Raw genomic sequence first — 24,938 nt, 5'->3', positions numbered from 1 at the left:
GCAGGACAAACAAGCTTTCAGCTGTTAACCGTACTGATCACACCCCTGAAAAATCCGGCGGATTCGGCAATGCCCGGCAGCGGATCACTCATATCTTTTTCAAACTCCAGGCTGCACACGCCTGCATAATTAATTTTCTCCAGCGCCGTTACCAGCTTTTTGAAATTAATGGCGCCCCGTCCCAGTTCAATGGCTTTGCCATCTTTGACTGCTGCTGAAATATCTTTGATGTGCAGATCGAAGATCCTGTTTCTATAAGCCAGGATGGCTTTGGAAGGATCTTCCCCGGCGCGTGCGGCATGACCTATATCCAGGCAGAGGCCCAGGCGCTCGTCCCTGTTTTTAATAAGATCGTATGCGTTCTTTGGGCCGGGATACAGCTTGTCTTCCGGACCGTGGTTATGTACGGCCAGGCGGATATTATACTCCTTGATCTTTTTCTCGGTGTAGTCCAGCAGTTCCGGGTTAGGCACGCCTACAATTAACGGAACGCCTACACGTTTGGCGTAAGCGAAAGCTTCATCTACTGCTTTTTCTGTTTTCATGTAAATAACGCCTACGGCGTATACGCTAATACCCGCTGCGGAAAATTTACCCAGCACTTCCTTTATTTTTTCCGGAGAACTGTTTAGGGGAAGATGGATATCTTTTATAGAGATGTTTTTGATATTCACCCGGTTCATCATGGCGATGGCCTGGTCGAGATCAAATTTGGCAAAGGTATAGCCCGCCATCCCGATGGGCAGCAGTGCTTTTTTTGCCGGGCTGCCGGCAGTTGCAGCAACAGTGAAAGGCGCCATAGTAGTGGCTGCCATGCCCAACGCCGTTTGAAGCAGGAAATTTCTTCTTGATGACATATTTGTATACTGTTTACGTGGTTTTAGCAAAATGCACTGCCCGGAAAATATGCGCCGGCAGTATAATGGACTAAGATCTTTAAAAAAAGTTGTTTTTTATAATAATAGCTGTTGAATGTTCAGGCACGTTAATTGCGGCGCCCGAAACGCATTATTATAACACCTAAGCAAGTGATCATGAAGAGATTAGTTTTACTATGGATGGTATTATTTTACGGCTTAAGTTCCAGCGCCCAGTTCAGCGACTCGGTGCATTACTACATTAAATACGCTTCAACGGGTTCGGTGAACAGGACCAATGACGGCAACTCTTTCCTGCTCAATAATAACGTGGGCTTTAAGATCAGTAAAAAGAAGATGACCCTGAATATGGGCGCCAGTTACGTATATGGAAAACAGGACCATAGCGTTACCAATAACGATGTTTCTACCGCGATGGATTTTAATATTTACCGGGGAGAAAAGAAAGTGTATTTCTGGGGATTGGCCAACTATGATAAAAGTTATTCCTTAAAGATCAACGATCGCTTCCAGGGCGGCGGCGGCGCGGCATATGACGTCATTAAACGGAAGAACGCCACCCTCAACCTGAGCGACGGACTCCTGTTTGAAAACAGCGATCTTTTCCTGCACGACACCATCCCCGACGTGTATCATACTTTCCGGAATTCCTTCCGGGTGTATTATAAATGGGTGATTAAAGATGTGATTGTGCTGGAAGGCTCCAATTACCTGCAAAACTCGCTGTCTCACGGAAACGACTATATCATTAAATGCAATAATTCCCTTTCCGTGAAACTCCGTTCCTGGCTGGCTATCACCGCTGCCATGACCTACAATAAATTAAACCGTACTGAGCGCGAAAACCTGCTGATGAATTACGGCCTCACCATAGAGAAATTTTTCTAGCGGGGCCACTGCTCCAAAGGGTAAATATTTTATCTTATTTTGCCGGGGAATTGATATTATGGAGCGTTTATTCCAAACTATTATTTTACTGGGCGTAGTCCAGGGTTTTATCGTAAGCGGACTGCTGTTTTTTTCCACCAGGAAACGGGCGGCAAACCGTTTTTTAGCGGCGTTGATCTTCCTGCTCAGCATGGCCGGTTTTTGTTTATGTGGCGCTTATTATCATTGGTTTAACTCTCCGTGGCTCAACTTACTGTCGCAGTTACTACCGCTCATTGTGGTAATGCCGGTGGGGCCGCTGATGTATTTCTACATACAATCTTTTTGCGATCGTGAATTTAAACTCACCCCGCAACGGCGGCGGCACTTCTGGCCGGTGGTCATCGACCTGGGAGCACCGGTTGCGGCTAATGTTTTTGTGGTGGGCGTGCTGGCGGGCGTATTGAAGAATAACCCGCAGCCGTGGGGCATCTTTATAGACGCCTACAATGTATATTCAGACATTCCGCGATGGATGTCGCTGGCTGCTTATACGGGGTTATCTTTTAAATTCCTGGCGGCATATAAACGCAGTCACCCACCCGGCGCGGGGTTGCGCTGGCTGCAACAGCTCACCTGGATGTTTGCCGGCTTCCTTGTTATCTGGCTGGTATACCTGGTGCCGTATATTATTCCCCGTTATACCGATGTGATACTCGATAAATTTGACTGGTATCCTATTTATGTGCCCATTACTTTCCTGATCTACTGGCTGGGGATTAAAGGGTATATTATTTCCTTCCAGGAACTGGCAACCGCTAGAAAAGCGGAAACCATATTGCCGGAATCTACTACAACACCCGCAGTAATGTTGCTGAAAAAAGCAATGGAGGAAGATCAGCTGTTTTTGAATGCCGCACTTACCCTGCAAATGGTGGCGCAGCATACCGGTTTACCGCCAAAATCTATTTCTGCGGTGCTGAACCAGCATCTGCATAAAAATTTTAATGAGTACGTAAACGGCTACCGTGTTAGCCTGTTCAAGGAAAAATTGTTACAGGAGGATGCCGATCAGCTTACCTTCACGGGCATCGCATATGATTGCGGCTTTTCTTCACCGGCTACTTTCCAGCGGGTGTTTAAGCAGCTTACCGGCATGTCGCCATCCGAATTCAGGAAAAGCGCCCCCGAAGCGCAGAAATCAGCGCTTTAATATGTCTCAAATCCGGATATGAGTAGGTGGCAACGCGGTAAACAGAGAGCTTTGCCATCAAAATAAATAACCCGGATGGTACATCGCTCCACTTTCTCCTTTTTGATGATCGCCTTATTTTTATTTGCCTGCCGCACCAGCCGGCCGGTCAGAAACAATGCGCCGGTCACCTCCCGTGATGCAGTTTGGAATGCTGCAGAAATGACCCGTTTTGAAAAGAAACTGGAACATCTCCGGGAAAAATATCACATCCCCGGTATTTCTGTGGGCGTGGTAAATGATCAAAAACTGGTTTGGAAAAAAGGCTTCGGCTATGCCGACCTGGAAAAACAAACCGTGCCCGACGAAAACACCGTTTACCAGGTGGCTTCCGTTACCAAAACGTTTGGCTCCATTATTCTCATGCAGCAGGTACAGGCCGGGAAGGTAAGCCTGGATGATCCTATCGGTAAATACGGGATCAACCTGGGCGCCCGCTGGGGCAGCGATCCACGGATCAAAGTAAAGCACCTGCTCACACATACCGCTATGGGCAGCATGTTTAACAGCTATAAACCCGGCTACGTATTCCGCTACAACGGCAGCTGGTATAATCAACTGGGGAAGGTAATCGCGCAATCGTCCGGGCATAGCTTCGGGGAATTGCTGATGGAACAGATTATTGTGCCGCTGTCGCTGAAAAATACCGTGCCCAGTACTGATGATAGTGTCAACTTTGCATTAACCGGTTATGATAAAGCGGCGTTTATGCAGCGGGTAGCCAAACCGTACGACTGGAAAAACAAGCAGTTGCAGCCCATTACCTTTTCATATGGTTTTGGTCCGGCGGCGGGCATTATGAGCAATGTGGCCGATCTGGCGGTTTACTCCACCGCCATTGATAAGAAAATGTTCCTGGCAGATAATACCTGGGAGAAAGTGTTTACGCCTTATGTTACCCCCAAAGGTAAAACCATCCGGTACGCACTGGGATGGTATGTAAAGTACTACAAAGGCGTAAAGGTAATATGGCATACCGGCTGGTGGACCGGCTTTTCCGCCCTGTTTGTGAAGATCCCGGAGCGGGACCTGACATTTATTATCCTGGCTAACTCGCAGGATTTGAGCCGGCCTTTTTATCACCTGGTGAAACCCTTGCCGGGCATTGGGATGTTTAATCCTTTCCGGCGTAATTTAAACAAAACGCTGAGGGCTTCCGCGTTTGGCGAAGCCTTCCTGGATCATTTCCTGGAGTGAATCCCCGTTTAATGCGCGCCGGGATCCGGTTCAAAGTCCAGCGATACGGAATTCATGCAAAACCGCTTATGCGTAGGAGGAGGGCCATCATCAAAGATATGCCCGAGGTGGGAACCGCAACGTTCGCAGATCACTTCCGTCCGTTGCATACCGAAGGAATTATCTTCCTTGTAGATCACGCTGTTGGCTTTGAGTGGTTCAAAAAAACTGGGCCACCCGCAGCTGCTGGCGAATTTAGCGTCTGATCTGAACAGGGGATTGCCGCAAACCGCACAATAGTAACTGCCTTTTACGTCGGAATCCCAGTATTTGCCTGTAAATGCCCGTTCGGTAGCATTTTCCCTGGCTACGGCATAAAGGTCGGGCGGCAGTATTCTTTTCCATTCAGCGTTGGTAATATGCAGTTTCCGTGTATCCGTTCTGGAATAGTAAGGATTTTTCACTGGCGCTTGTTTACTGTTGCTGTTCTGGCTATGGCAGGCAATCTGTGTGGCCAGGATCAGTGTTAAAAGAAATATTATTCTCATCTCACAAAAAAATACTGGTGAATAATACGATAACCTAAAATTACCGCTTTAAATCCGTAATAAAGACGGCTATGCTGTTGGACGGATGAACCGTCGTTTCCTTACAAAATCTTTTAAAATAAGAACTCATTGCAAGGTGAGCGGAGGGATCGCCTTCGGCGATTTTAAATTGTCTTGGAGCAGGATTACACTGATTATAATGATTACAAGGATTTGATCATATTTGATTTAATAGATTAAGGGAGATATAAGCGGAAATATTCGCTTATATCTCCCTTAATCATTTCAAAAATCCAAAAAATCAATATAATCAGTGTAATCCTGCTCCAAGACAATTTAAAATCGCCGAAGGCGATAGGTGGTCGTATACATTTTCCCGTTTTTTTTCGGGAGATAATTATCTTAGAGGATATCTTCATGCTTAAATCATCATCACATTGTTACGTAAATTATTCTTTGCCTTCGGTATTACGCTTTTCAGCGGTTTTGTTGCACATGCACAGCAATACTATCTATTCGTGGGAAGTTATAACCGCGACAAGGACAAAGACGGCGTATACCTGTTCCGGTTCAACTACCAGACCGGTGCATTGCAGCAGGTATCTGCCACCAAAGGCATTCTCAATCCCTCTTTTCTTACGTTATCGCCCGATGGGAAATATATTTACGCCTGCTCTGAAGCCCAAACGCCTAATGTGGGTGGCGTCAGCAGTTTCGCTTTCGACAGCGTGAAAGAAACGGTAACGCTGCTCGACCGGCAGGACAGCGGCGGCGATAACCCCGCATATGTAGGAGTAGACCCAACAGGCAAATGGCTCATCTGCGCCAATTACAGCGGCGGCAGCCTGTCCATTTTCCCACTCACCGGCAGCGGACATATAGCCCCTGCCAAACAAACCATTGCTTTTAAAGACAGCAGCATTGTACGAAGCCGGCAACTCAGCTCACACATCCACGCGGCGGTTTTTTCTCCGGATGGTCAGTATGCTTTTTTCCCTGATCTGGGTGCAGATAAGATCCATGCCTACCAACTGGCGCCGGATGCGGCAGAGCCTTTACAGCCGGCTAATCCGCCGTTCACGCGCACCACTCCCGGCAGCGGTCCCCGGCATATCACGTTTCATCCCAGGCTGCCAATGGCTTACTGCATTGAAGAAATCAGCGGCACTGTTACGGCGTATCAGTACCACGCCGGTAAACTGGATAGCCTCCAGCGGGTAGATGCCCGCCTGGCAACCTCCCAGGCCGATTTTGGCGGCGCCGATATCCATATCTCACCCGATGGCCACTTCCTGTATGCCTCCACCAGGGAAGACGCCAACAGCATATTTATCTATTCCATTAACCAGCAGAACGGGCGGTTGAAGCAAATAGGCGTGGAATCCACACAGGGTAAACACCCGCGGAACTTTGTGATTGATCCTACAGGTAAGTTTTTACTGGTGGCAAATCAGAAAACAGGGAATATTGTTGTTTTTAAAAGAGATCTGAAAAGCGGACTGCTGAAGAAAACAGGCGTGGAGGTAACCCTGCCAAATCCATCGTCCCTGCAGATCAGGGCTTACGCCAGATAATAATGAGCAGCGTGAACAACAGGAGATATAATACCCACTTTACTATTTTGTAAGTATTGGTTTTGAAAAAGGTATTCTTTTTAATGGAGCCGGTATCATCAAAGCGTTCAGTGATCCTGGAGAATTCTCCGTGGGCGAGTTTTCCCCACAGCTCCCCGGCATCGTTTACCAGCTTCAGGATGGTAACATGAAACATCACTCCAAAGGAGCTGCCCGGGAAACGTTTTTTGATCATCACCGCCGTTGCCGCGAGTTCTACAGGTAAGCTACCTGCAGCAAACAGCAACACAGGGATGATCCAGCCAGGAGCCGTAAACAACAGCACCAGTGCTGTAATGCCGCAAAACAATATTGTTTCGGGGGTATTAAGCAAATTGCGGTAGGTATAAGTTGGATTGTACTTGCCCAAACGGCTGTTGCCAATTCCATACCGGTAGGGCCGTTTGTAATTAGCACGGCCATCATCCCACCAGGGATGGGTAACGGCAGCTTCCGGCAATGATCTGAAATTTTGCCCGTTATTTCTGTCGCGCACATGCAGGAAGAAATCAACATCTTCACCACCACCAGCTTTGGGGTAATCGCAGGAAAAGCGCACATCACCCACCGCACTTCTTTTCACCATGATATTCGCGGTGGCGCCCCAGGTAAACGAAGGCTTATTCGCTGCCACAGAAAAGATATTTACATTGCCGTTGGCCATCAGCGCCCTGGCAAAATCACCGGGTGGCGGTGGAAAATGAATAAGACCAATGAATCCAATTTCATCCGGATGTTCTGCGGCAGCAGCGGCATACCTGAACAACAAATCATCTGTTACGGTAACATCATCGTCCAGGAACAGGATCCAGTCGCCTTTTGAAACGGATATGCCCCGGTTCCGGGCGCCGGAAGCACCCAGGTTTTTTTCATTGATATAAAGAAATACATGGTTGTTATCTGCCAGTGCCCGGATACTTTCAGCAGGCACTATGTCCGGATTATCTGCCATCAGGTAAAACTTAATGACAACATTATCCGGTCTCGGCAAGCGAAGCACGGGAAGCACATATTTTTCCTCCAGCCGGAAGGACGGCATTACAACATCTATAGAGAGTTTCATACTTAGCAGATAACGGTAGAAAAATCAGGCAGGAACAACACTAACGGTTACGGCGCCCAGAGGTCTTCTTCGCGCAGCAGTTTTTTCTTGTAACGTTTCACCAGCATACGCACATACATCCACCAGCCCATTCCCCTGCGGATCAGCTGTAATTTATCTTTTAAAAATTGCCTGTCTTTATTGTCCGAGGAAAACCCGGTCATGTTATACAATACAATGGCAACGGGATAATGCTGCTTCTTAAAACTGCGGTCGCCCCAAACGAGGAGGTTAAGTGCGTAATCAGCCAGTACTTTATATTGCAGATCGTAGGAATATTTCCGGAAAACGCTTTTCGGGTAAATAATGGATTGATGGTTCATACAATACTTGGCAAGCCGGTATTCGCTGAAGCTGCCCTGTAAAAGCGGATATTCAACGGGGCCGTTTGTGTTGAACCCGGTGCTGTTGCCATAGTAAACAGTGTGGCCATCGCTGAGATGTGAGGAGAGTTCACTGAAACCCGGCAGGAGACGGTCGTCGCTGCCCAGGAAATATAACCAGTTTCCGCTTGCCATCCCGATGCCTTTATTGAGCGCGTCATAGATGCCCTTATCCGGTTCACTCACCCATTTCACCAGCTCCAGCCCGGATTCCTGTACAATAGCCAGGGTATTATCTGTGCTGTCTCCATCTACAATCACTACCTCAATTCCTTTCACAGTCTGTTCCTTAACAGATTGCAGGCATTCTCTGAGGTGCTGACCGGCATTATATGTTGCGATAATTATGCTGATCAATACATCACCGGGTCGTTCATTCATTCGATATACTAGTTGATTACCGGGGCTAAAATTAGGGCTATTTGTTTGTTTTTTTTATTTGGTTATTTGGATATTTTGTTGTGATAGCCCGGCATGATGTAACGCCATATCCAAATAACCAAATATTAAAAGAGGGGAATAATTACTGGTTTACCCTGAACTTTTCAGTAGCCCCGATAGTAGTACGGTTGCAGGTCATAGGCTGTGTACCGCCTTCGCTGGAAACATAGCTGCCATTGCTGCCCCTGAGTGAAATGGTGCCGTCGCTGTTGCTGATCCAGTCGAACTGTTCCCACGGACCAATAGTAGTACGGTTACAGTTCATGGCCTGGGTACCATTCTCTGAACATACATAAAAGCCGCCGTTTACCATTGCTACTTTACCGCTGCCGGCGCTTACCACGGAAAACTGTTCCCATCCCTGGGCCGCGGTGCGGTTGGCATTCATGGCTTGTGTGCCGTTTTCGCTGCACACGTACAGGTTATCGGAGCTTTTAAGGGTGATGGTTTGCCCGATGGGAGCGCCGCCACCGTCGCCCGCCACAGGCGCGGTAGGACGGGTAGCCGTTAAGCCGATTTGTCCCTTCAGCATTTTCCCGCCGTCGCCGGTCAGGCGCAGGTAGTAATCCGCGGAGCAAACCACGCCATCTTCATCCAGGGTCACAAAGTTGGAGCCCGCTGGAATAAAGGAGGCGTTTTCTGCTGTTTTGGCAATCTGGTTCCCTTCGTTGTACTCGTCGAACATGGAGATGTAAATGCCCTGGGCGCCTACCCGTACCATGTTATAAAACTGGCGCCACATGAAGTCGCCATGCGCGCGTTGGTGTTCCTGTAAATCACCCGGTAGTACGCAGGGCTGGTAGTCGATCCCATTGTTATTGCAATACGCCTGGTCCGGTGTGTTTACATTGGTGTAGAAATTATCCACATCAGCGACATTACCGATCCTGCCTACCATCCACGGTGAAATCATATTCAGCGCGCTGTAGGTGGCCAGGAAGCCGGGTCTGGAATCGCTGGTTTCGGTACGCCAGTGCGTGGGTACGCCGCCGATTACATAGCAGCCCTGGTTTTTGAACCAGTTGATCACATCCAGGCATACGGCGGCAGACCACGGGTGATTGGAGTCGTTGAAGCCAAAGCCCCAGATACACACCACCGGCTTGCCATTTTGTTTGGCGTAAGCGGAAGAGGAGGTGTAGGCCGACATCTTGGTGGTCCAGTCGGTTTTAATCTCCGATTGCATGTTGGTCCAGCCACTGACATCATACATGATGTAAAACTTGCGGCCATAATTTTCCGCAGCAGTTTTCACTTTGGCGGTAATGGCGTCGCGTACCGGTCCTTCGGCGCCATTTGGGTTAAAACGCTGCAATGCGGCGGCGTCGATACCGTTTTGCTCCATCCACCCGAAGTGGGTGTTGACGGTTTGGTCGTTGAAAGAAGAGAACAGTTTCGCGGGTTGACCATTGCCGAGGTTTGCCCAGGCGGTTTGGTAGGTGCTGCTGTAATCCCTTACATCGGGCCAGGACTTAATACCATTATTCGTGGCAGAGGGCGACGCGCTCCAGTTCTGTGTCCAATGCCACCAGGCATTGATGGGGGAGCCATCGCCATTGGCGGCAAACCAGCCCTGGTAGCCTACCGTGATTTTGCCGACTACGTCGCCAACAGGAGAGCCCAGTGCGCTGATGCCTGATTTTTTGCCATCGGGCGACTGGAGTGAATTGACGGCCTCTTTTTTGGAGCAGCCAACAGACAATGCAACAAGGGTTGCGAAGAGAAGATGCAACTTGTTTTTCATGTGTGGAACAATTGATGATGATTAGGAATTACTATCGGATTTGCTACCGTGGTTTTCTTAGAACAATGCCGGGCTATGGATAATGAAACGTGGAAGTTTTCTGGTGCAATTAAGGAGAGAGGCACTAATCAGTGCATTAATAAAGGGCTAATAAACAAATTAGGGCTGATTTTTTTTCACCCGGAGCCGTATTAGGGTAACTGGTCAGGGAAATCCTGCGTGTAATTCGTTCACCGTATTAAAGATATAATCGGGAGAGGCATCCTGTAGTTCCTGCGTACTGCCGTAACCGTAGCCAACTGCAATGGCCGGCAGCTGGTTTTTTTGTGCGCCTATAATGTCGTGCTTACGATCGCCCACCATAACGGTGTCGCCGGCGCTCAATTGTTGTTCGGACATCACATAGCGGATCAGTTCCGCCTTGTCGGCCCGTGTGCCATCCAGTTCACTGCCATATACCGCTGTAAAATAAGGCTCCAGGTGAAAGTGCCGGATCACGATATCGGCAAATACTTTTGGCTTGGAGGTGGCAACAAACAACCGTCGGCCCTGTGACCGCAGCGCCGTGAGTAATTCCGGAATGCCCGCATACTGCTCGTTTTCATAAATACCAGTCACTTTGAAGTACTCCCGGTAAGCGCCCACCGCTTCCCATGCCTGCGATTCTGTAAAGCCATAATATTCGATGAACGACTGCTGCAGGGGCGGACCAATAAACGGAAGCAGCTTTTGAAGGTCCGGCTCGGCAATACCCGCTTTTGCCAACGCATACTGAACAGATTTGGTAATACCGGTTTTAGGATCTGTAAGTGTACCGTCGAGGTCAAATAAAATATTGGCGTATTTCATAACGCCTGCAATATAATTTAAAAAGAGGACGTTGAATAAGTTTACATTATTTCTTAGCTTACAACTGAATACAACTGTCACATGAATGATTTCTTCCGGAACTCCCTGTCCGCTATTATCGCTATTTTTCTATTCGCTGGATGCAGTAAAAGTGAATCCCAAACCATTATCGCCACCGGTTATAGTGATGTGGACCAGGTGCTGAACGATTCTGTACCTGTTGCTTTTGATGGCAAATGTTATGCAGTGATTCATGAAAATGGCAAAACCGTATATGCCAAAGGATTTGGCGGCTATACCGGCAGCACGCGCCAGCTCATTGCCTCCTGTTCAAAATGGTTATCGGCGGCAGTGGTCATGAGCCTGGTAGATGAAGGAAAAATAAAGCTCACCGATAGTGTTGGAAAATATCTGCCCGTTTTTACTACTTATCATAAGGGAGATATCACTATCGCCCAACTCTTCTCCCATACATCCGGTTTCCCCGGAAATTCTTCCCAGGGATATGAGTCCAATGTACTGATCACGCTCACACAGGCGGCAGATGGTATTGCCCGGAATGTGGCGCTGTTAAACCGGCCCGGCACCACCTTTTATTATGGCGGCGTAAGTATGCAGGTTGCCGGCCGCATTTGTGAAGTGGCCTCCGGTAAAAGCTGGAGCGCCCTGGCCGCGGATAAAATATTTACGCCCTGTGGCATGACCAGCACCGATTTCGGACTCACGGCCAATCCGCAGATTGGCGGCGGTGCGCGGAGTACACCGGACGATTATATCCGCTTCCTCGACATGATTATGAACAAAGGCGTAGCCGCCAATGGCATCCGTGTGCTCAGCGAAGCCGCGGTAGCAGTGATGGAGGAAAGCCAGACGGCCCATGTTACCGTCACTTATTCCCCTTACCCCGCTGCACTGCTCAATACAAAAGATTTCTACGGCACAGGCAACTGGAGAGATGTTACCGCTCCCGGTGGCGCGCTGATTGAAAACAGCAGCCCAGGCGCCTTTGGCAGCCATCCGTGGGTAAACCGCGATAAAAAGCGCACGGGTTTCATCTTCACTTTTATTGCCAGCAACGGTTATCTTGCTACCATACCTACCTGTTTAAAGATCCGGGCGTTGGTGAGGAATAAATAATAAATGCCTTATTAAGTCAATATAGTGTCTGTTTTAGTCAATTTTCAGGGAGAGTTGTTGCGCCGTTGCCGTTAATTTTGACGGCATACAAATTCCACGGAAGAGGTCATATACCTATGGTCTGCCACAGTCGGAGATTATTAATACATAACAGGCGTACCTGCCTGTTACATCAAAAACGTTATCCGTAAAACATGGATCAGCAACCTTTTTCTTTCAGGCATATTGCAATAGCCGGCATCCTGTTGATGGCCGGTACAGCTGCAGCACAGCAGCAACCATTACGGCTTTGGTATAACAAGCCGGCAAAGGTTTGGGAGGAAACTGTGCCACTTGGGAATGGCCGCCTGGGCATGATGCCGGATGGCGGAATTACCCGGGAGAAGATAGTTTTAAATGATATCACGCTTTGGTCCGGCGCACCACAAGACGCCAATAATTACGATGCCTACAAACAACTGCCCGCTATCCGGCAGCTGCTGACCGAAGGAAAGAATAATGAGGCCCAGGCGCTGATGGATAAATCATTTGTATGTACCGGCAAAGGTTCCGGGGATGTTCCTTTCGGATGTTTCCAGATGCTGGGCGAATTATCGTTGCAGTTCAGCTATCCCAAAGCGGATAGCCCTGCCCGTTATGAAAGGGCCTTGTCGTTGAATGAAGCGGTGGCCACTACTGCCTATACCATTAACGGGGTCGCCTATACGCGCGAATACTTTACAGACTTTAACGGCGATGTGGGCGTGATCCGTTTAACGGCCGGCAAAGGCGGCCAGCTTAATATGCGGGTTGGTATCAGTCGCCCGGAAAGGGCCGCCATCCGCACTGAAGGACAGGAACTGCAAATGTCCGGTGAATTGAAAAGCGGCACTGCCAATCCTGGTATGAAATACCTGACCAGGGTACAGGCAAAACTGAAAGGTGGTCAGCTGCTAACGGACAAGGATACACTGGTTATTAAAGATGCCACGGAAGTAATCCTGTATGTATCCACCGCTACCGATTTCAGGAACCCCGGTTACCGGGAACAAACGAAACAACTGCTCGCTGCAGCCATGCGTAAAGGTTATGCGCAGCAGAAGCAACAGCATATAGCCGCCTATCAGCGTTTATTCAACCGCGTTAGTATGGAGCTGGGCGGCGCCAGTGCGGACCAGGCGCCTACTGATCAGCGGCTCATCAATTTTCACAAGGCGCCTGCGGCCGACAATGGATTGCCCGTATTGTTTTATCAATATGGCCGTTACCTGAGCATCAGCAGCACCCGCGTGGGTTTGCTGCCGCCTAATTTACAAGGGCTGTGGGCTAACCAGATCCAGACGCCCTGGAATGGCGATTACCACCTCGACGTAAACGTGCAGATGAACCACTGGCCGGTGGAAGTGAGCAACCTGCCGGAACTTAACCTGCCACTGGCGGAGTTGGTACACGGACTGGTGAAGCCCGGTGAAAGAACCGCCAAAGCTTATTATAATGCAGAAGGATGGGTAGCGCATGTGATTACCAATATATGGGGCTTTACAGAGCCAGGGGAAAGCGCATCGTGGGGCGTTACCAAATCAGGGTCCGGATGGTTGTGTAACAACCTTTGGGAGCATTATGCTTTTACCAATGATAAAAAGTACCTGGAAGATATATACCCGGTGTTAAAAGGCTCTGCTGAATTTTACAGCAGCATCCTGGTAAAGGATGATAAAACCGGATGGCTCGTTACTTCTCCTTCTTCTTCTCCGGAAAATTCTTTTTATCTGCCCAATGGTCAAACTGCTAGCATCTGCAACGGACCTACCATTGATAACCAGATCATCCGCGAGCTGTTTATGAATGTGATCACCGCTGCCCAAATACTCGGTAAGGATGCTGCATTCACTACTACGCTGTCAGAGAAACTAAAACAGCTGCCGCCCGCAGGCAGGATAGGTAAAGACGGACGACTGATGGAGTGGCTGGAAGAATACAAAGAGACAGAACCCACGCACCGCCATATTTCACATTTATACGGATTGTACCCGGCCTCGCTGATTACACCGGAAGCCACGCCGGAACTGGCCGAAGCCTGCAAACAAACGCTGGAAGTGAGAGGGGATGATGGCCCCAGCTGGTCTATTGCTTATAAGCTGTTATTCTGGGCACGACTGCACGATGGCAACCGCGCGTTTAAATTGTTTGCCGGATTGATCAAGCCCACTTACAATACAGACATCAACTACGGCGCCGGTGGAGGCATTTATCCAAACCTGTTTTCTGCGGGGCCTCCGTTCCAGATAGACGGCAACTTCGGCGGCGCAGCCGGACTGGCGGAAATGCTGCTGCAAAGTCATGCAGGCTTTATCGATTTATTGCCGGCACTGCCCGATGCCTGGAAGGCATCCGGTACGGTAAAGGGACTGAAGGCACGAGGCAACTATACCGTAGACATGACCTGGAAAAATGGTCTCGTTACCAATTATAAAATACGCGGCGCCGCTACGCATAAAGTAAAAGTAAGAATCAACGGGGTAATAAAAGAGATACAACCAACGAAAATATGATCAGGAAATTAGCAGGGTTATTATTGAGTATATCCGTTACCGTTAGTGCGCTGGCGCAGGAGCAATTTATCACCCGTTATGGCCGTCTCGATAATGCAAGGTATCATATCAAAACGGATAGAAAGGCTACCATCACTTTCATGGGTGGCTCTATCACCAATATGGAAGGCTGGCGCGGTAAGGTGTGCGACTATCTCACCGCTGCGTACCCGGCTACGGACTTCCGTTTTATCAATGCCGGGATTCCCTCGCTTGGCAGCCTGCCACATGCGTTCCGGTTCGAACAGGATGTATCAGGCAAAGGGAAAACCGACCTGCTATTCCTGGAAGCCGCCGTAAACGACCGGGTGAACGGTACCAATGAAGTAACGCAACGCAGGGCTATGGAAGGGATTATCCGTCATGCACTGAAAGCCAATCCACAGGTGAATATTGTGCTGATGGCTTTTGTGGATGAGGACAAGATGGCCGATTATCATGCCGGTAAAGTGCCGGTAGAGGTACAGGTGCATGAAGATCTTGCCAGGAAATACCATCTGCCGTTTATCAATCTCGCCAAAGAAATTACTACCCGCATAGATGCCCGTGAGTTTACCTGGAAAGACGATTTCAAAGATCTGCATCCTTCTCCTTTTGGGCAGCAGTTATATTTTAATGCGATCAAACGATTACTGGAAGAGGATTTTAGCGCAGCGGCGCCCAAACATTTATCATCAGTGAAACTGCCCCGCGCGGCAGATCCGCTCAACTATGAAAACGGCGCCTATGGCGATATACATGAAGCAGTTAATAAAAGTGGTTTCTCCATCATTGAATCATGGGAGCCCGCTGATAAGGTTGGTACCCGCGAAGGATTTGTAAAAGTGCCTATGCTGGTATCAGACACGGCGCGTGCCAGTGTTAAGTATCCATTCACCGGGCGTACTATTGGTATTGGCATTGTTTCCGGTCCGGATGCAGGCGTAATCAGCTATCGTATTGATGGCGGGGCTATGCAGCAAAAAGACCTGCGCACGCAGTGGAGTAAAAGCCTGTACCTGCCGTGGTATCTCATATTGGGCGATGATCTGAAGCCAGGCAAACATATGCTCAGCCTGCAAAAGGTCGGTGATGGATCTGTTTGCCGGGTGGTATATTTCCTGGTAAATTAATCCAGCGAGATAACGTCTCTCTTGTAGTCTCTCGGGGTTTTCCCTTTAATTTTTTTGAAGAAGCGGTTAAAGTGCGTGGTATTCCTGTACCCGCACTTATTCGACAGTTCTGCCATCGACATTTCCTTTTCCTGCAGTAGCCTGCAGGCGTAACCGATTCTTAATTCATTTACAAAATGAGTAAATGATTGCTGTGTTCTGCTTTTGAAGAAGCGGCAGAAGGAGTGTACGTTGATGCCTGCCACAGCTGCTATTTCCGACAATGGGATATCTCTCTTAAAATGGCGGAAAATATACTTGAAGATATCATCCATCCTCGACTGATCTTTATCGTTATACAGGTTTACATAGTTAGTGCCGGCGAGGAGTTTATATTCTTTGGTGGCCATCATTTTTTGTAACAGGGTCATAAAGGAGATGGTTTGCAGCAGGTCGTGCTGTTCCAGCATTTGCTGCATTAATGCGAGTATCTCAGTTTTGGCTTTGCCATGAAACTGGATGCCCCGCTGCGCCTTTTTGAGCCAGGTTTTAAGGGCGCTGGTATTGGTAAAGGGGCCAAGATGTTCTACCAGGAGATCCGGCGAAATATACAACGCCAGGGACTTTGCCTGGAGCTTGTCTTTCCCTTCAAAATACTTTTGCTCATTGTGCCATACATGCGGGGTGCCGGAGCCCACAAATATCAGTTCCCCGCTTTCAAAATAGCTGATGTTATCGCCAATGATACGTCGCCCGGCGCTTTCCACTACGTATACCAGCTGGCATTCGTGATGGAAGTGGAACTCCGTGGAAAAGTACGGCTGTGTAATTTCCTTGACCAGGTATACACTTTGTTCGAGGGCTTTATCGCCCGGTATGGCAAAAAGAGGCTTCATATTATCCGCCTAAAATAGGTAAATTCAGTAAATAAGTCAAAATAGTGTTGATTTAAGTCAATTTCACCGGGATGCCCTACCTTATCCCGGCTTACTTTTGAATTATCCACGGAAAATGAAAAACGATGATACTGCAAGATAAAATAGTGCTGATTACCGGCGGCGCATCCGGCATTGGTGAAGCCTGTGCACAGGTTTATGCAAAACAGGGCGCTACCGTGGCGGTGATTGATAAAGACGCTGCGGCATTGCAACGTTTGCAGGAGCTGATGGGCACGCCGCATATTTTCCTCACAGCAGATCTTAACAGCGGCACGGCTATACAACAGTGCATTGACACGGTGCTGCAAACCTACGGCCGGCTCAACGCCATTCATAATAATGCAGGCGTTGCCAGTCCTTCGAAACCTTTACATGATACCACCGGAGAAGAGTGGGAACTGGTGATGAATGTAAATGTGCGTGGCATCTATTATACCACGCGCTATGGCATTGCTGCGCTGAAAGCTTCCCGCGGCTGCATCCTCAACACCAGCAGTATGGTAGGGGACATAGGCCAGGAAAACCATGCGGCCTATGCAGGCAGTAAAGGAGCAGTAAATGCACTCACCAAAGCAATGGCGCTCGACTATGCCGCCGATGGCATCCGGGTAAACGCAGTGGCCCCGGCAGGCGTATGGACGCCCATGTTGCGCCGGTGGAGCAACGAACAGCCGGAACCCGCACGTATAGCCCAATATCTCAATGGTATCCACGCGTTGGGATATTGCCCGGAGGCAGATGAGATTGCCGACGTATGTGCGTTCCTGTTATCTGAACAGGCGCGCTTTATCACCGGCTGTATTATGCCCGTAAGTGGCGGGGCCGAACTTGGATATAAGCATACCTTATAAAATGAAGTGAACAATGAAAAAATTAGCTACTTTCTGTTTGTTGTTGCTGACACTCCAGGGCAAAGCCCAGACCAATGCACAACTGGATCCAAAAATACTGACCAGTAAAAAAGTGATGGACCAGTTTATGGACCTGCGATTTGGCCTGTTTATCCATTGGGGGCCTGTTTCCCTGAGAGGTACGGAAATAGGATGGTCGCGCCACAGCAAGGTGCCGGCTGCAGATTATGACACCCTGTACCGTCAGTTTAATCCCGTGAAATTTAATGCGGAGGAATGGGTGAAAACAGCCAGTGATGCCGGTATGAAATACCTGACCATCACTGCCAAACATCATGACGGATTTTGTTTATGGCCATCTGCCTATACTGATTATAATATTACTGCCACTCCCTTTAAGAAAGATGTGGTGGGCCTGCTGGCAAAGGCATGTAAGAAGTATCATATTAAGTTCTGTATCTACTACTCGGTGCTCGACTGGCATCATCCGGAATACCCTGTTGACAATCCGGATGATACAACGGCAAAGGGTATACGAAAAAATGCACGCATGGACCAGTATGTGGTGTATATGAAGAACCAGCTGAAAGAACTGGTAACCCGCTACGATCCTTATATGCTGTGGTTTGACGGCCCCTGGGAAAAGCCGTGGACACCAGAGATGGCGGTGGACGTGTACACTTATCTTAAAACGCTGAAGAAAGATCTTATCATTAATAACCGTCTTGGTAAAGCGTTTTCCGGCACCGGCGCTTCGGGCACGTCTACCTTCCTGGGCGATTTTGATACACCGGAACAACGCATCGGCGACCTGGACATGAACACGCCCTGGGAAACCTGCATGACCATCTGCGAACAGTGGGCTTGGAAGCCGGATGATAAAATGAAGTCACTGCAAACCTGTATTCAAACACTGGCAAAAGTAGCCGGTGGTAACGGTAACCTGTTATTCAATGTAGGTCCCCGCTCCGATGGAGCTATAGAACCTGCACAGGCAGCCCGTTTAAAAGAGATGGGCGACTGGCTTCATAAATACGGCGTTGCTATTTATAACACGCATGGCGGTCCTTACAATCCCAACAGCAAGTATGCCGCTACGCGGAGTGGTAACAAGGTATACGTGCATGTTTTTGATCCGGCGCAGCCAATCATTGAACTGCCTGCGATGCCAGGCGTAAAAGTTAATAAAGCATATCTCCTGAAAGGCGCTGCAGTGAAGCTGACTACAGCCGCCGATCGGTTCACGATAACATTGCCCGCTGTATTGCCCGATGCCAATGACACCGTAGTGGTATTGGAAACGGATAAGCCGGCGCTTAGTGTTGCTCCTATAAAATGATAACATAAAATGATCAGTAAGATAGTTGTAAAAGATGCCCGGTTCCCTTTAACAGATGGCGCCGGTAGTGATGCCATACATCAGAACCCCGTATATTCATACACGGTAGCCTGTTTGTACGACGACAAAGGTAATTGCGGTACCGGCCTGGCTTTCACCCTGGGAGCAGGCAATGAACTGGTATGCGCTGCAGCGCGGTTCTATGGCGAAAAGCTGGTAGGAAAAGAACTTACAGAAGTGATGGCTTCCTTCGGCGATTGGTTTAAACAACGTTCGGATGAGCAGCAGTTCCGCTGGCTGGGCCCTCACAAAGGAGTGGTGCACCTGGCCCTCGCGGCCGTAACCAATGCCTGCTACGACCTGTGGGCCAAACAACAGCAGGCGCCCTTGTGGAAATTGCTGCTGGACCTCACACCGGAACAGGTAGTGAATACACTGGATCTCTCGTACCTGGAAGAAGTACTGCCCCGTGAAGAAGCAATCCGTATGTTAACAGATATGCAGACCTCCAGGACTTCGCGTGAAGGCGTGCTGCGCACGGGTTACCCGGCCTACGATACTTCCGCCGGCTGGTTTAATTATTCCGATGACCAGCTGGAAGTTAATTGTAAACGCGCATTGGATAACGGCTTTCGCGCACTGAAATTAAAGGTAGGGGCCAGGGACCCGGACACGGATATACGAAGAGCGCATATTGTAAGAAATACAGTTGGCGATCAGATCAGAGTAATGGTAGATGCCAATCAGCAATGGAATCTGCCGCAGGCAATTGCTATCGGTAAAAGACTTGCAGCTATTAATCCTTACTGGATAGAAGAGCCCACGCACCCGGACGATATCCTTGCGCATAAAACACTGGCGGATGCGCTAAACCCCGTGAAACTGGCCTTAGGAGAACATGTGCCCAATAAAGTGATCTTTAAGAATTACCTGCAAACAGGCAGCGCCGGGTTTATACAGGTAGATGCGGTAAGGGTAGGAGGTGTAAGCGAGTTTATTACGGTAAGCCTGTTATGTAAAAAGTTTGGCGTGCCGGTGGTACCGCACGTAGGCGATATGGGACAGCTGCATCAGCATCTTGTGTTGTTCAATCATATTGGTATGGGACATGAAGCTTTATTCCTGGAGCATATACCGCACCTGCGTAAGCACTTCGTTCATCCTGCACTTATTACAGACGGCTTTTACAAGACGCCTGAAACACCGGGCAGCAGTTGTGATCTGCTGTCGCTTAATACTTTCCCCGGATGATAGCTACTACCGATATTATCATCAGCATTTGCTATGTGGCCTTTATTGTGGGGCTGGGTTTCTGGGCGGGATTATCCGGTAAGAAGAATGATTCAGCGGCAGGAGAATATTTCCTGGCCGGTAAATCGTTGCGCTGGCCCATGATAGGCATGGCATTGTTTGCCACTAACATTTCGTGTTTGCACCTGGTAAGTCTTGCCCAGAGTGGCTTTGATACCGGCTTGCTGGCAGGTAACTTTGAATGGATGGCCGCCTTTACATTGATATTGCTGGCGCTGTTCTTTATCCCGTTTTACATCCGTTCAGGGGTGGCCACGCTGCCGGATTTCCTGGAGCGGCGTTACAACAGGGCGTGCCGCGACTGGCTGGCGATTGTTTCCGTAGTATCGGCAATTGTGATCCATATTGCGTTTTCTTTCCTGGCGGGTGGCATAGTGCTGGAAACGTTGTTTGGCATAAACATGTTTACCAGTATTATCCTCATTGCGTTGGTAACGGGCGCATACACTATTGTAGGCGGGCTCCGGGCCGTGGTGGTAACAGAGTCCGTGCAAACGGTGGTGTTGCTGGCCGGCGCGGTGATCATCACGGCATTGTCGTGGTGGAAGGTGGGCGGCTGGCAGCCGGTGGTGCAGGTGCTGCAGGAGGGGCATCAAATGGATAAGCTGTCGATGTTGCATCCGGCGGGCGATCCGAATGGCTTGCCCTGGTATGCGGTGTTCCTCGGCTATCCCGTTATAGGCATCTGGTATTGGTGTGCGGATCAAACTATTGTACAGCGGGTACTGGGTGCGAAAGACGAGAACCATGCACGTACCGGCGCCCTGTTCTGTGGTTTTATAAAAGTGTTGCCTGTTTTTATATTCATTCTCCCGGGATTACTGGCGTATGTGTTATTTAAACAGGGACACCTGGACCTGGAAGTGTTGCGGCAGGCCGATGGGCAGCTGCATACAAAAGGCATCTATTCCGTAATGATTACGCGGCTGGTGCCTACCGGGCTGGTGGGTGTGCTGGTAGCAGCATTGCTGTCGGGCCTGATGAGCCAGATCTCCGGTGCGCTGAATTCTATTGCTACACTGGTGAGCTATGATCTGTATAAGCGGAACCGCCCGCAGGCAACAGACCGGCAACTGGTGAAAACAGGCCGTATTGCAGCCGGTTTAGCGCTTGTTTTATCCATTGGGCTATTACCATTACTGAACAGGTATGAGAGTCTTTTTAACGGCATTAACGACGTAATATCACATATTGCGCCGCCCATCACCTGCGTGTTCCTGTTAGGTGTGTTCTGGAAAAAGGCATCTTCCCTTTCGGCGCAATATACTTTGTGGATAGGATCTGCGCTGGGTGCGGGCGTATATCTTACCGGAAAACTTTACCCGGTTAACATCCCGCCGCTGATGGTGGCTTTCTACCTGTTTGTGGTTTGTGTTTCATTGCAGGTGGTGTTGTCATTTGTATTCCCGGTGCAGCATACCGCCGAAAGCAGCCGTCTTTACTGGGAAAGCCCTTTAGCGCCATTGCGGGTAAAAGGGTGGCCGGGACTGGCTAATTATAAAGTATTGTCTGCTGTGTTATTGTTGATGATGGCGGCGCTGTACTGGTTTTTCCGATAATAATTCCTGTTATGAAGAAATTATATTGCGTAGTTATTGCAGCAGCTATTTTTCAAACCGTTGCTGCACAAACAAAGTGGACATCCCTTTCAGCGGAAAAGACCGCTGCAAAACATATGCTGGTTTACGACAAGCCGGCGCCCGGTTTTTTTGAAGGCGCGCTGCTGGGTAACGGCGGAATGGGCGTAGTGGTAACCACACGCCCGGATGCAGTGGTACTTTATTTCGGACATAATAATGTGTGGGATATCCGTATCGCCGAAAATCACCGCGACTCCATCCGTGATTTTAATTACGTGTTTAACCGGGTGAAAGATATCCCCGACCTCGCAACAGATAAGTGGTACCAGCAATATAGTGAAATGGCGGCAGAGAACTACCGGAAATCTTATCCGCGGCCGTTTCCATGCGGATCATTGGTGCTGGGATTTGACCGTCGCAAAGCGGAACTGATAGGTCATACCCTTGATATTTCGCGCGGGGTTTGTACGGTGAAATTTTTACTGGAAGACAGGAGCACAGTGTGGCTGGAGCTGTTTACCAATATGCAGCGCGATGAATTGTATATGCAGCTCACCGGCGCTGCCGGTAAAGCGGCGACCAATATTTTTAACCGGGTAAAACTGGTAGCAGATCCTTCCACTCCGCATGAATTTCCAACGTGCAGTAAAGTGGAGGACCTGGCCGCAGGCATCCTTTCTTTCCGGCAGATCATGCCCTCACAGGAGCCGGATAAATACAATGCGACCACAGGTCATCCGAAAGATAAGGCCCTTCGTTTAACCGTACAGGTGAATAGCGCTTTATCGAAGCCGGCGCGTATCAACTGGAGTGGTGACCGTGAAGAGATGGGGTTGCTGGAAGCAGCTATGGGAGACGGTTCCGGCTTTCTCGGCGTAGTTACGTTACAGGAAGGATTAAACAGCAACGTAAATAATGAGGTACCACCGCTATCGCCACCTTCTGCAGAGCAGTATCAGCTTGCGGCCGCTCAAAGCCGCCGGGTATGGTCCGACTACTGGCGTAAATCGGCCGTACAGCTGGGAGATGATTTCCTGGAGCAAACCTGGTACCGTAATCTTTATTTTCTGAATTGCGCAGCGAAGGAAGGCGTTACCTGCCCGGGGTTATTTGCCAACTGGAGTTATAATAATATTGGTACCGCCTGGCATGGCGATTATCATATGAACTACAACACCCAGCAACCATTCTGGGTTACCTTCTCCAGTAATCATACAGAAAAAAATCTGCCCTATGTACAACTGATAGAAGCGCTGATGCCGGTGAGCCGCAAATGGGCGCAGGAATATTATCATCTTCCCGGCGCATATTTCCCGCATTCTGCCTACCCGGTGGAGATGACCATGAATCCTTATCCCGTGCCACACTGGGGCTGGGAAGTGAGTGAAACGCCCTGGGCAGTACAAGGGTTATGGTGGCACTATCTATATACCGGCGATACTGCTTTTCTGCGCAACAGGGCTTATGAGCCTATCCGTGCCGCGGTGCAGTTCCTGGTGGCTTATATGAAAAGACCCGATGCCCACGGGGGGGAAAGATGGAAAGACGACCGGTATCATATTTTTCCTACCGTGCCTCCGGAGCTGTACGCGCTGAGAACCGGGTTTAAATACAACTACGACTGTACCGTGGATCTTACCCTTACAAAATATATCTTCCATGCCTTTGAACAAGCTACAAAAGTAATGGGTACTACCGGTAACGAACAAACGTTGCTGGCGGATATTAAAGATATCCTTGCACACTATCCGGCTTATGCTACAGCTATGTCGAAAGCGTATGGAAAGGTACTGGTATCTGTGCCGGAGGAGCATGACCAGGTGGTGTACAACCTTCCCAACCCGCTGGTAACCGTATTTCCCGGTGAAGAACACGGATTACATACCACCGGTGATACTGCAGCAATCTTAAACAACACTTTCCGCCATCAGCAAAATGAAGGAGGGAACGACCTGGTGATGCAAAACCTGCAGGCGGCCCGTATGGGGCGGTTAGACCTCGATCGTTTCAGCCGGCAGGTGCGCTATTGTTTGCTGCCCAATGGTACGGCTACGGATATGGTAATGCAAACCGGCGGCCGCTATAGCGATCAGACCGCGTTTGATTACATGGCGCACATGGGCATCTGGTTTGAGAACTTTGCGTTGCCGGCAGTAATCAACGAGTGCCTGATGCAGGGATATAACGGCACCATCCGTTTATTTCCCAACTGGCCGAAGAATAAGGATGCCGCATTTGAGAATCTCCGGGCGGCCGGCGCATTCCTCGTGAGCGCCAGGCAACAGCAGGGGCGTGTAACCAGCGTAAAGATCCTGAGCGAAAAAGGTCAGCGGCTGAAAGTGGTTGTACCGTGGGGTGGTAAAGGAAGTTATACGAATGCCTCGGGAACACATCCGGTCACGAAAACGGAACTGGAGTTAAATACTGTTCCCGGGGAGATGATTACGTTGAATCCTTAATATTTTATTTAGACATCTGCTGAATAATTGCTTCTTTAACACCTGTTTACACTCATGCCAATGGAGTGGAAGATAAAGTCCACGCCGCCGCCAAAGTGTTCTTTAATGCCCGAATTGCTTTTGCAGATCCAATTGCAAAAACCAGAGTTCTTCCACCGGCACAGCCCTTTTGCTTATGTTATTCAGGTCTTTCCCTTCTTTTGTAAACAGGAATGGCACAAAGCTGAATGCCTGGTTGCCGTTTATTTCCGCCACATCCCTGAGCCAGCCTTTCCAGCGGAAGGCTTCGTAAAAGCCGTCAATATCACCGGAGCAGCAAAAGGAAATAAAATCGCTGTAGCTGATTTCCATGTTTTCCCATTCCAGTGTATCGGGGGCAAAGTAAAACACGCTGCCAATTCCTTCCTGTGCGGCAATGCCGCCGGCATTGATGGCGAAGAAGCCGCCCACTACATCATCCGCTATTAATAAAAAGCCGGGTTGCTCACCGGAATGCATATACGATTTTCCTTCGTTCCAGGCAGGCAGTGTACGGTCCAGCTTTTGGTGGCCGGAACCGAGCACCCGGATCCAGCCATGATCTACCAGCAGTCCGCCGGTTTCATAGATGATGGCGCCCATCGGTGAGCGGGTGGTTACCTGGGTTTCATACAAAGCCTGCTCTGCCCGGGCACTGTCTTTCGGGAGAATTTCTATATGGTTGTTACCATCTTTAATCCATTCCTTTACCAGGTCCCAGCCTGGTTCTTTTGTATTAATCAGTTCATTAACAGGTTTCATCTGTGCAAATTAAATAAAAAACGCGGGTG

20 protein-coding genes are annotated in these 24,938 nt (G+C 49.2%); 12 read left to right on the top strand and 8 right to left on the bottom strand.

Annotated elements, in window-relative coordinates:
* Positions 1-17: 17 nt before the first annotated feature.
* Entirely contained in the window at positions 18-857 is an 840-nt protein-coding gene (locus tag ACMXI2_RS15525) for a sugar phosphate isomerase/epimerase family protein (protein WP_483777011.1), read from the bottom strand.
* 177 nt (positions 858-1,034) lie between these two features.
* On the opposite strand from ACMXI2_RS15525, the gene ACMXI2_RS15520 reads away from it, so the two are divergent.
* The 3 genes from ACMXI2_RS15520 to ACMXI2_RS15510 all read left to right on the top strand — a co-directional run bounded on the left by ACMXI2_RS15520 (position 1,035) and on the right by ACMXI2_RS15510 (position 4,194).
* A complete protein-coding gene (locus tag ACMXI2_RS15520) occupies positions 1,035-1,766 on the top strand; it encodes a DUF481 domain-containing protein (protein ID WP_483777010.1) in 732 nt (243 codons plus the stop codon).
* 58 nt (positions 1,767-1,824) lie between these two features.
* Entirely contained in the window at positions 1,825-2,958 is a 1,134-nt protein-coding gene (locus ACMXI2_RS15515; RefSeq protein ID WP_483777009.1) for a helix-turn-helix domain-containing protein, read from the top strand.
* A gap of 75 nt (positions 2,959-3,033) precedes the next feature.
* Positions 3,034-4,194 (top strand): serine hydrolase domain-containing protein, encoded by a 1,161-nt coding sequence (locus ACMXI2_RS15510; protein ID WP_483777008.1) that lies wholly within the window; start codon positions 3,034-3,036, stop codon positions 4,192-4,194.
* Between the two features lie 8 nt (positions 4,195-4,202).
* Here the strand turns inward: ACMXI2_RS15510 and msrB are convergent, their stop codons facing one another.
* Positions 4,203-4,721, bottom strand: a complete 519-nt coding sequence (gene msrB, locus ACMXI2_RS15505) for a peptide-methionine (R)-S-oxide reductase MsrB (RefSeq protein WP_483777007.1) — start codon at positions 4,719-4,721, stop codon at positions 4,203-4,205.
* A 437-nt stretch (positions 4,722-5,158) separates the two neighbouring features.
* Between msrB and ACMXI2_RS15500 the strand changes: the two genes are divergently transcribed.
* Complete coding sequence (locus tag ACMXI2_RS15500) at positions 5,159-6,295, top strand: lactonase family protein (RefSeq protein WP_483777006.1); 1,137 nt, start codon at positions 5,159-5,161, stop codon at positions 6,293-6,295.
* On the opposite strand, the gene ACMXI2_RS15495 is transcribed toward ACMXI2_RS15500, so the two are convergent.
* From ACMXI2_RS15495 to ACMXI2_RS15480, 4 genes are all read right to left on the bottom strand, one after another.
* Positions 6,276-7,397 carry a glycosyltransferase family 2 protein gene (locus tag ACMXI2_RS15495; RefSeq protein ID WP_483777005.1) on the bottom strand — a complete coding sequence of 374 codons (1,122 nt, stop codon included), beginning with the start codon at positions 7,395-7,397 and terminating at the stop codon, positions 6,276-6,278. The genes ACMXI2_RS15500 and ACMXI2_RS15495 overlap by 20 nt on opposite strands.
* A gap of 47 nt (positions 7,398-7,444) precedes the next feature.
* Positions 7,445-8,200: a glycosyltransferase family 2 protein gene (locus ACMXI2_RS15490; protein WP_483777004.1), complete on the bottom strand. Its 756-nt coding sequence runs from the start codon at positions 8,198-8,200 to the stop codon at positions 7,445-7,447.
* A 142-nt stretch (positions 8,201-8,342) separates the two neighbouring features.
* Positions 8,343-10,004 (bottom strand): lectin, encoded by a 1,662-nt coding sequence (locus ACMXI2_RS15485; RefSeq protein WP_483777003.1) that lies wholly within the window; start codon positions 10,002-10,004, stop codon positions 8,343-8,345.
* Positions 10,005-10,208: 204 nt separating this feature from the next.
* Positions 10,209-10,853, bottom strand: coding sequence for an HAD family hydrolase (locus tag ACMXI2_RS15480; protein ID WP_483777002.1), 645 nt, complete (start codon positions 10,851-10,853; stop codon positions 10,209-10,211).
* An 81-nt stretch (positions 10,854-10,934) separates the two neighbouring features.
* Here ACMXI2_RS15480 and ACMXI2_RS15475 point away from each other — a divergent pair, with 81 nt between their 5' ends.
* From ACMXI2_RS15475 to ACMXI2_RS15465, 3 genes are all read left to right on the top strand, one after another.
* Positions 10,935-11,990 (top strand): serine hydrolase domain-containing protein, encoded by a 1,056-nt coding sequence (locus ACMXI2_RS15475; protein ID WP_483777001.1) that lies wholly within the window; start codon positions 10,935-10,937, stop codon positions 11,988-11,990.
* A gap of 194 nt (positions 11,991-12,184) precedes the next feature.
* The gene (locus ACMXI2_RS15470) at positions 12,185-14,521 is read left to right on the top strand and encodes a glycoside hydrolase family 95 protein (protein WP_483777000.1); all 2,337 of its coding nucleotides are present in this window, start codon (positions 12,185-12,187) and stop codon (positions 14,519-14,521) included.
* The gene (locus tag ACMXI2_RS15465) at positions 14,518-15,672 is read left to right on the top strand and encodes an SGNH/GDSL hydrolase family protein (protein ID WP_483776999.1); all 1,155 of its coding nucleotides are present in this window, start codon (positions 14,518-14,520) and stop codon (positions 15,670-15,672) included. Before ACMXI2_RS15470 ends, ACMXI2_RS15465 begins: the two co-directional genes overlap by 4 nt.
* Here the strand turns inward: ACMXI2_RS15465 and ACMXI2_RS15460 are convergent.
* A complete protein-coding gene (locus ACMXI2_RS15460) occupies positions 15,669-16,547 on the bottom strand; it encodes an AraC family transcriptional regulator (protein WP_483776998.1) in 879 nt (292 codons plus the stop codon). The two genes, ACMXI2_RS15465 and ACMXI2_RS15460, sit on opposite strands and share 4 nt — an antisense overlap.
* A 125-nt stretch (positions 16,548-16,672) precedes the next feature.
* Between ACMXI2_RS15460 and ACMXI2_RS15455 the strand changes: the two genes are divergently transcribed.
* Genes ACMXI2_RS15455 through ACMXI2_RS15435 form a run of 5 tightly spaced genes read left to right on the top strand, consistent with a single transcriptional unit; the run spans position 16,673 to position 24,129 of the window.
* Positions 16,673-17,440 carry an SDR family NAD(P)-dependent oxidoreductase gene (locus tag ACMXI2_RS15455; RefSeq protein ID WP_483776997.1) on the top strand — a complete coding sequence of 256 codons (768 nt, stop codon included), beginning with the start codon at positions 16,673-16,675 and terminating at the stop codon, positions 17,438-17,440.
* A gap of 13 nt (positions 17,441-17,453) precedes the next feature.
* A complete protein-coding gene (locus tag ACMXI2_RS15450) occupies positions 17,454-18,779 on the top strand; it encodes an alpha-L-fucosidase (RefSeq protein WP_483776996.1) in 1,326 nt (441 codons plus the stop codon).
* 9 nt (positions 18,780-18,788) lie between these two features.
* A complete protein-coding gene (locus ACMXI2_RS15445) occupies positions 18,789-20,030 on the top strand; it encodes an enolase C-terminal domain-like protein (RefSeq protein ID WP_483776995.1) in 1,242 nt (413 codons plus the stop codon).
* Positions 20,027-21,649, top strand: a complete 1,623-nt coding sequence (locus tag ACMXI2_RS15440; RefSeq protein ID WP_483776994.1) for a sodium:solute symporter — start codon at positions 20,027-20,029, stop codon at positions 21,647-21,649. Before ACMXI2_RS15445 ends, ACMXI2_RS15440 begins: the two co-directional genes overlap by 4 nt.
* A gap of 11 nt (positions 21,650-21,660) precedes the next feature.
* The gene (locus tag ACMXI2_RS15435) at positions 21,661-24,129 is read left to right on the top strand and encodes a glycosyl hydrolase family 95 catalytic domain-containing protein (RefSeq protein ID WP_483776993.1); all 2,469 of its coding nucleotides are present in this window, start codon (positions 21,661-21,663) and stop codon (positions 24,127-24,129) included.
* 102 nt (positions 24,130-24,231) lie between these two features.
* On the opposite strand, the gene ACMXI2_RS15430 is transcribed toward ACMXI2_RS15435, so the two are convergent.
* Positions 24,232-24,909: a DUF2625 domain-containing protein gene (locus tag ACMXI2_RS15430; protein WP_483776992.1), complete on the bottom strand. Its 678-nt coding sequence runs from the start codon at positions 24,907-24,909 to the stop codon at positions 24,232-24,234.
* Positions 24,910-24,938 lie beyond the last annotated feature (29 nt).

Source organism: Chitinophaga sp. G7 BAM 1005 (assembly GCF_057126945.1).
This window is presented reverse-complemented; position numbering and strand designations above follow the sequence as displayed.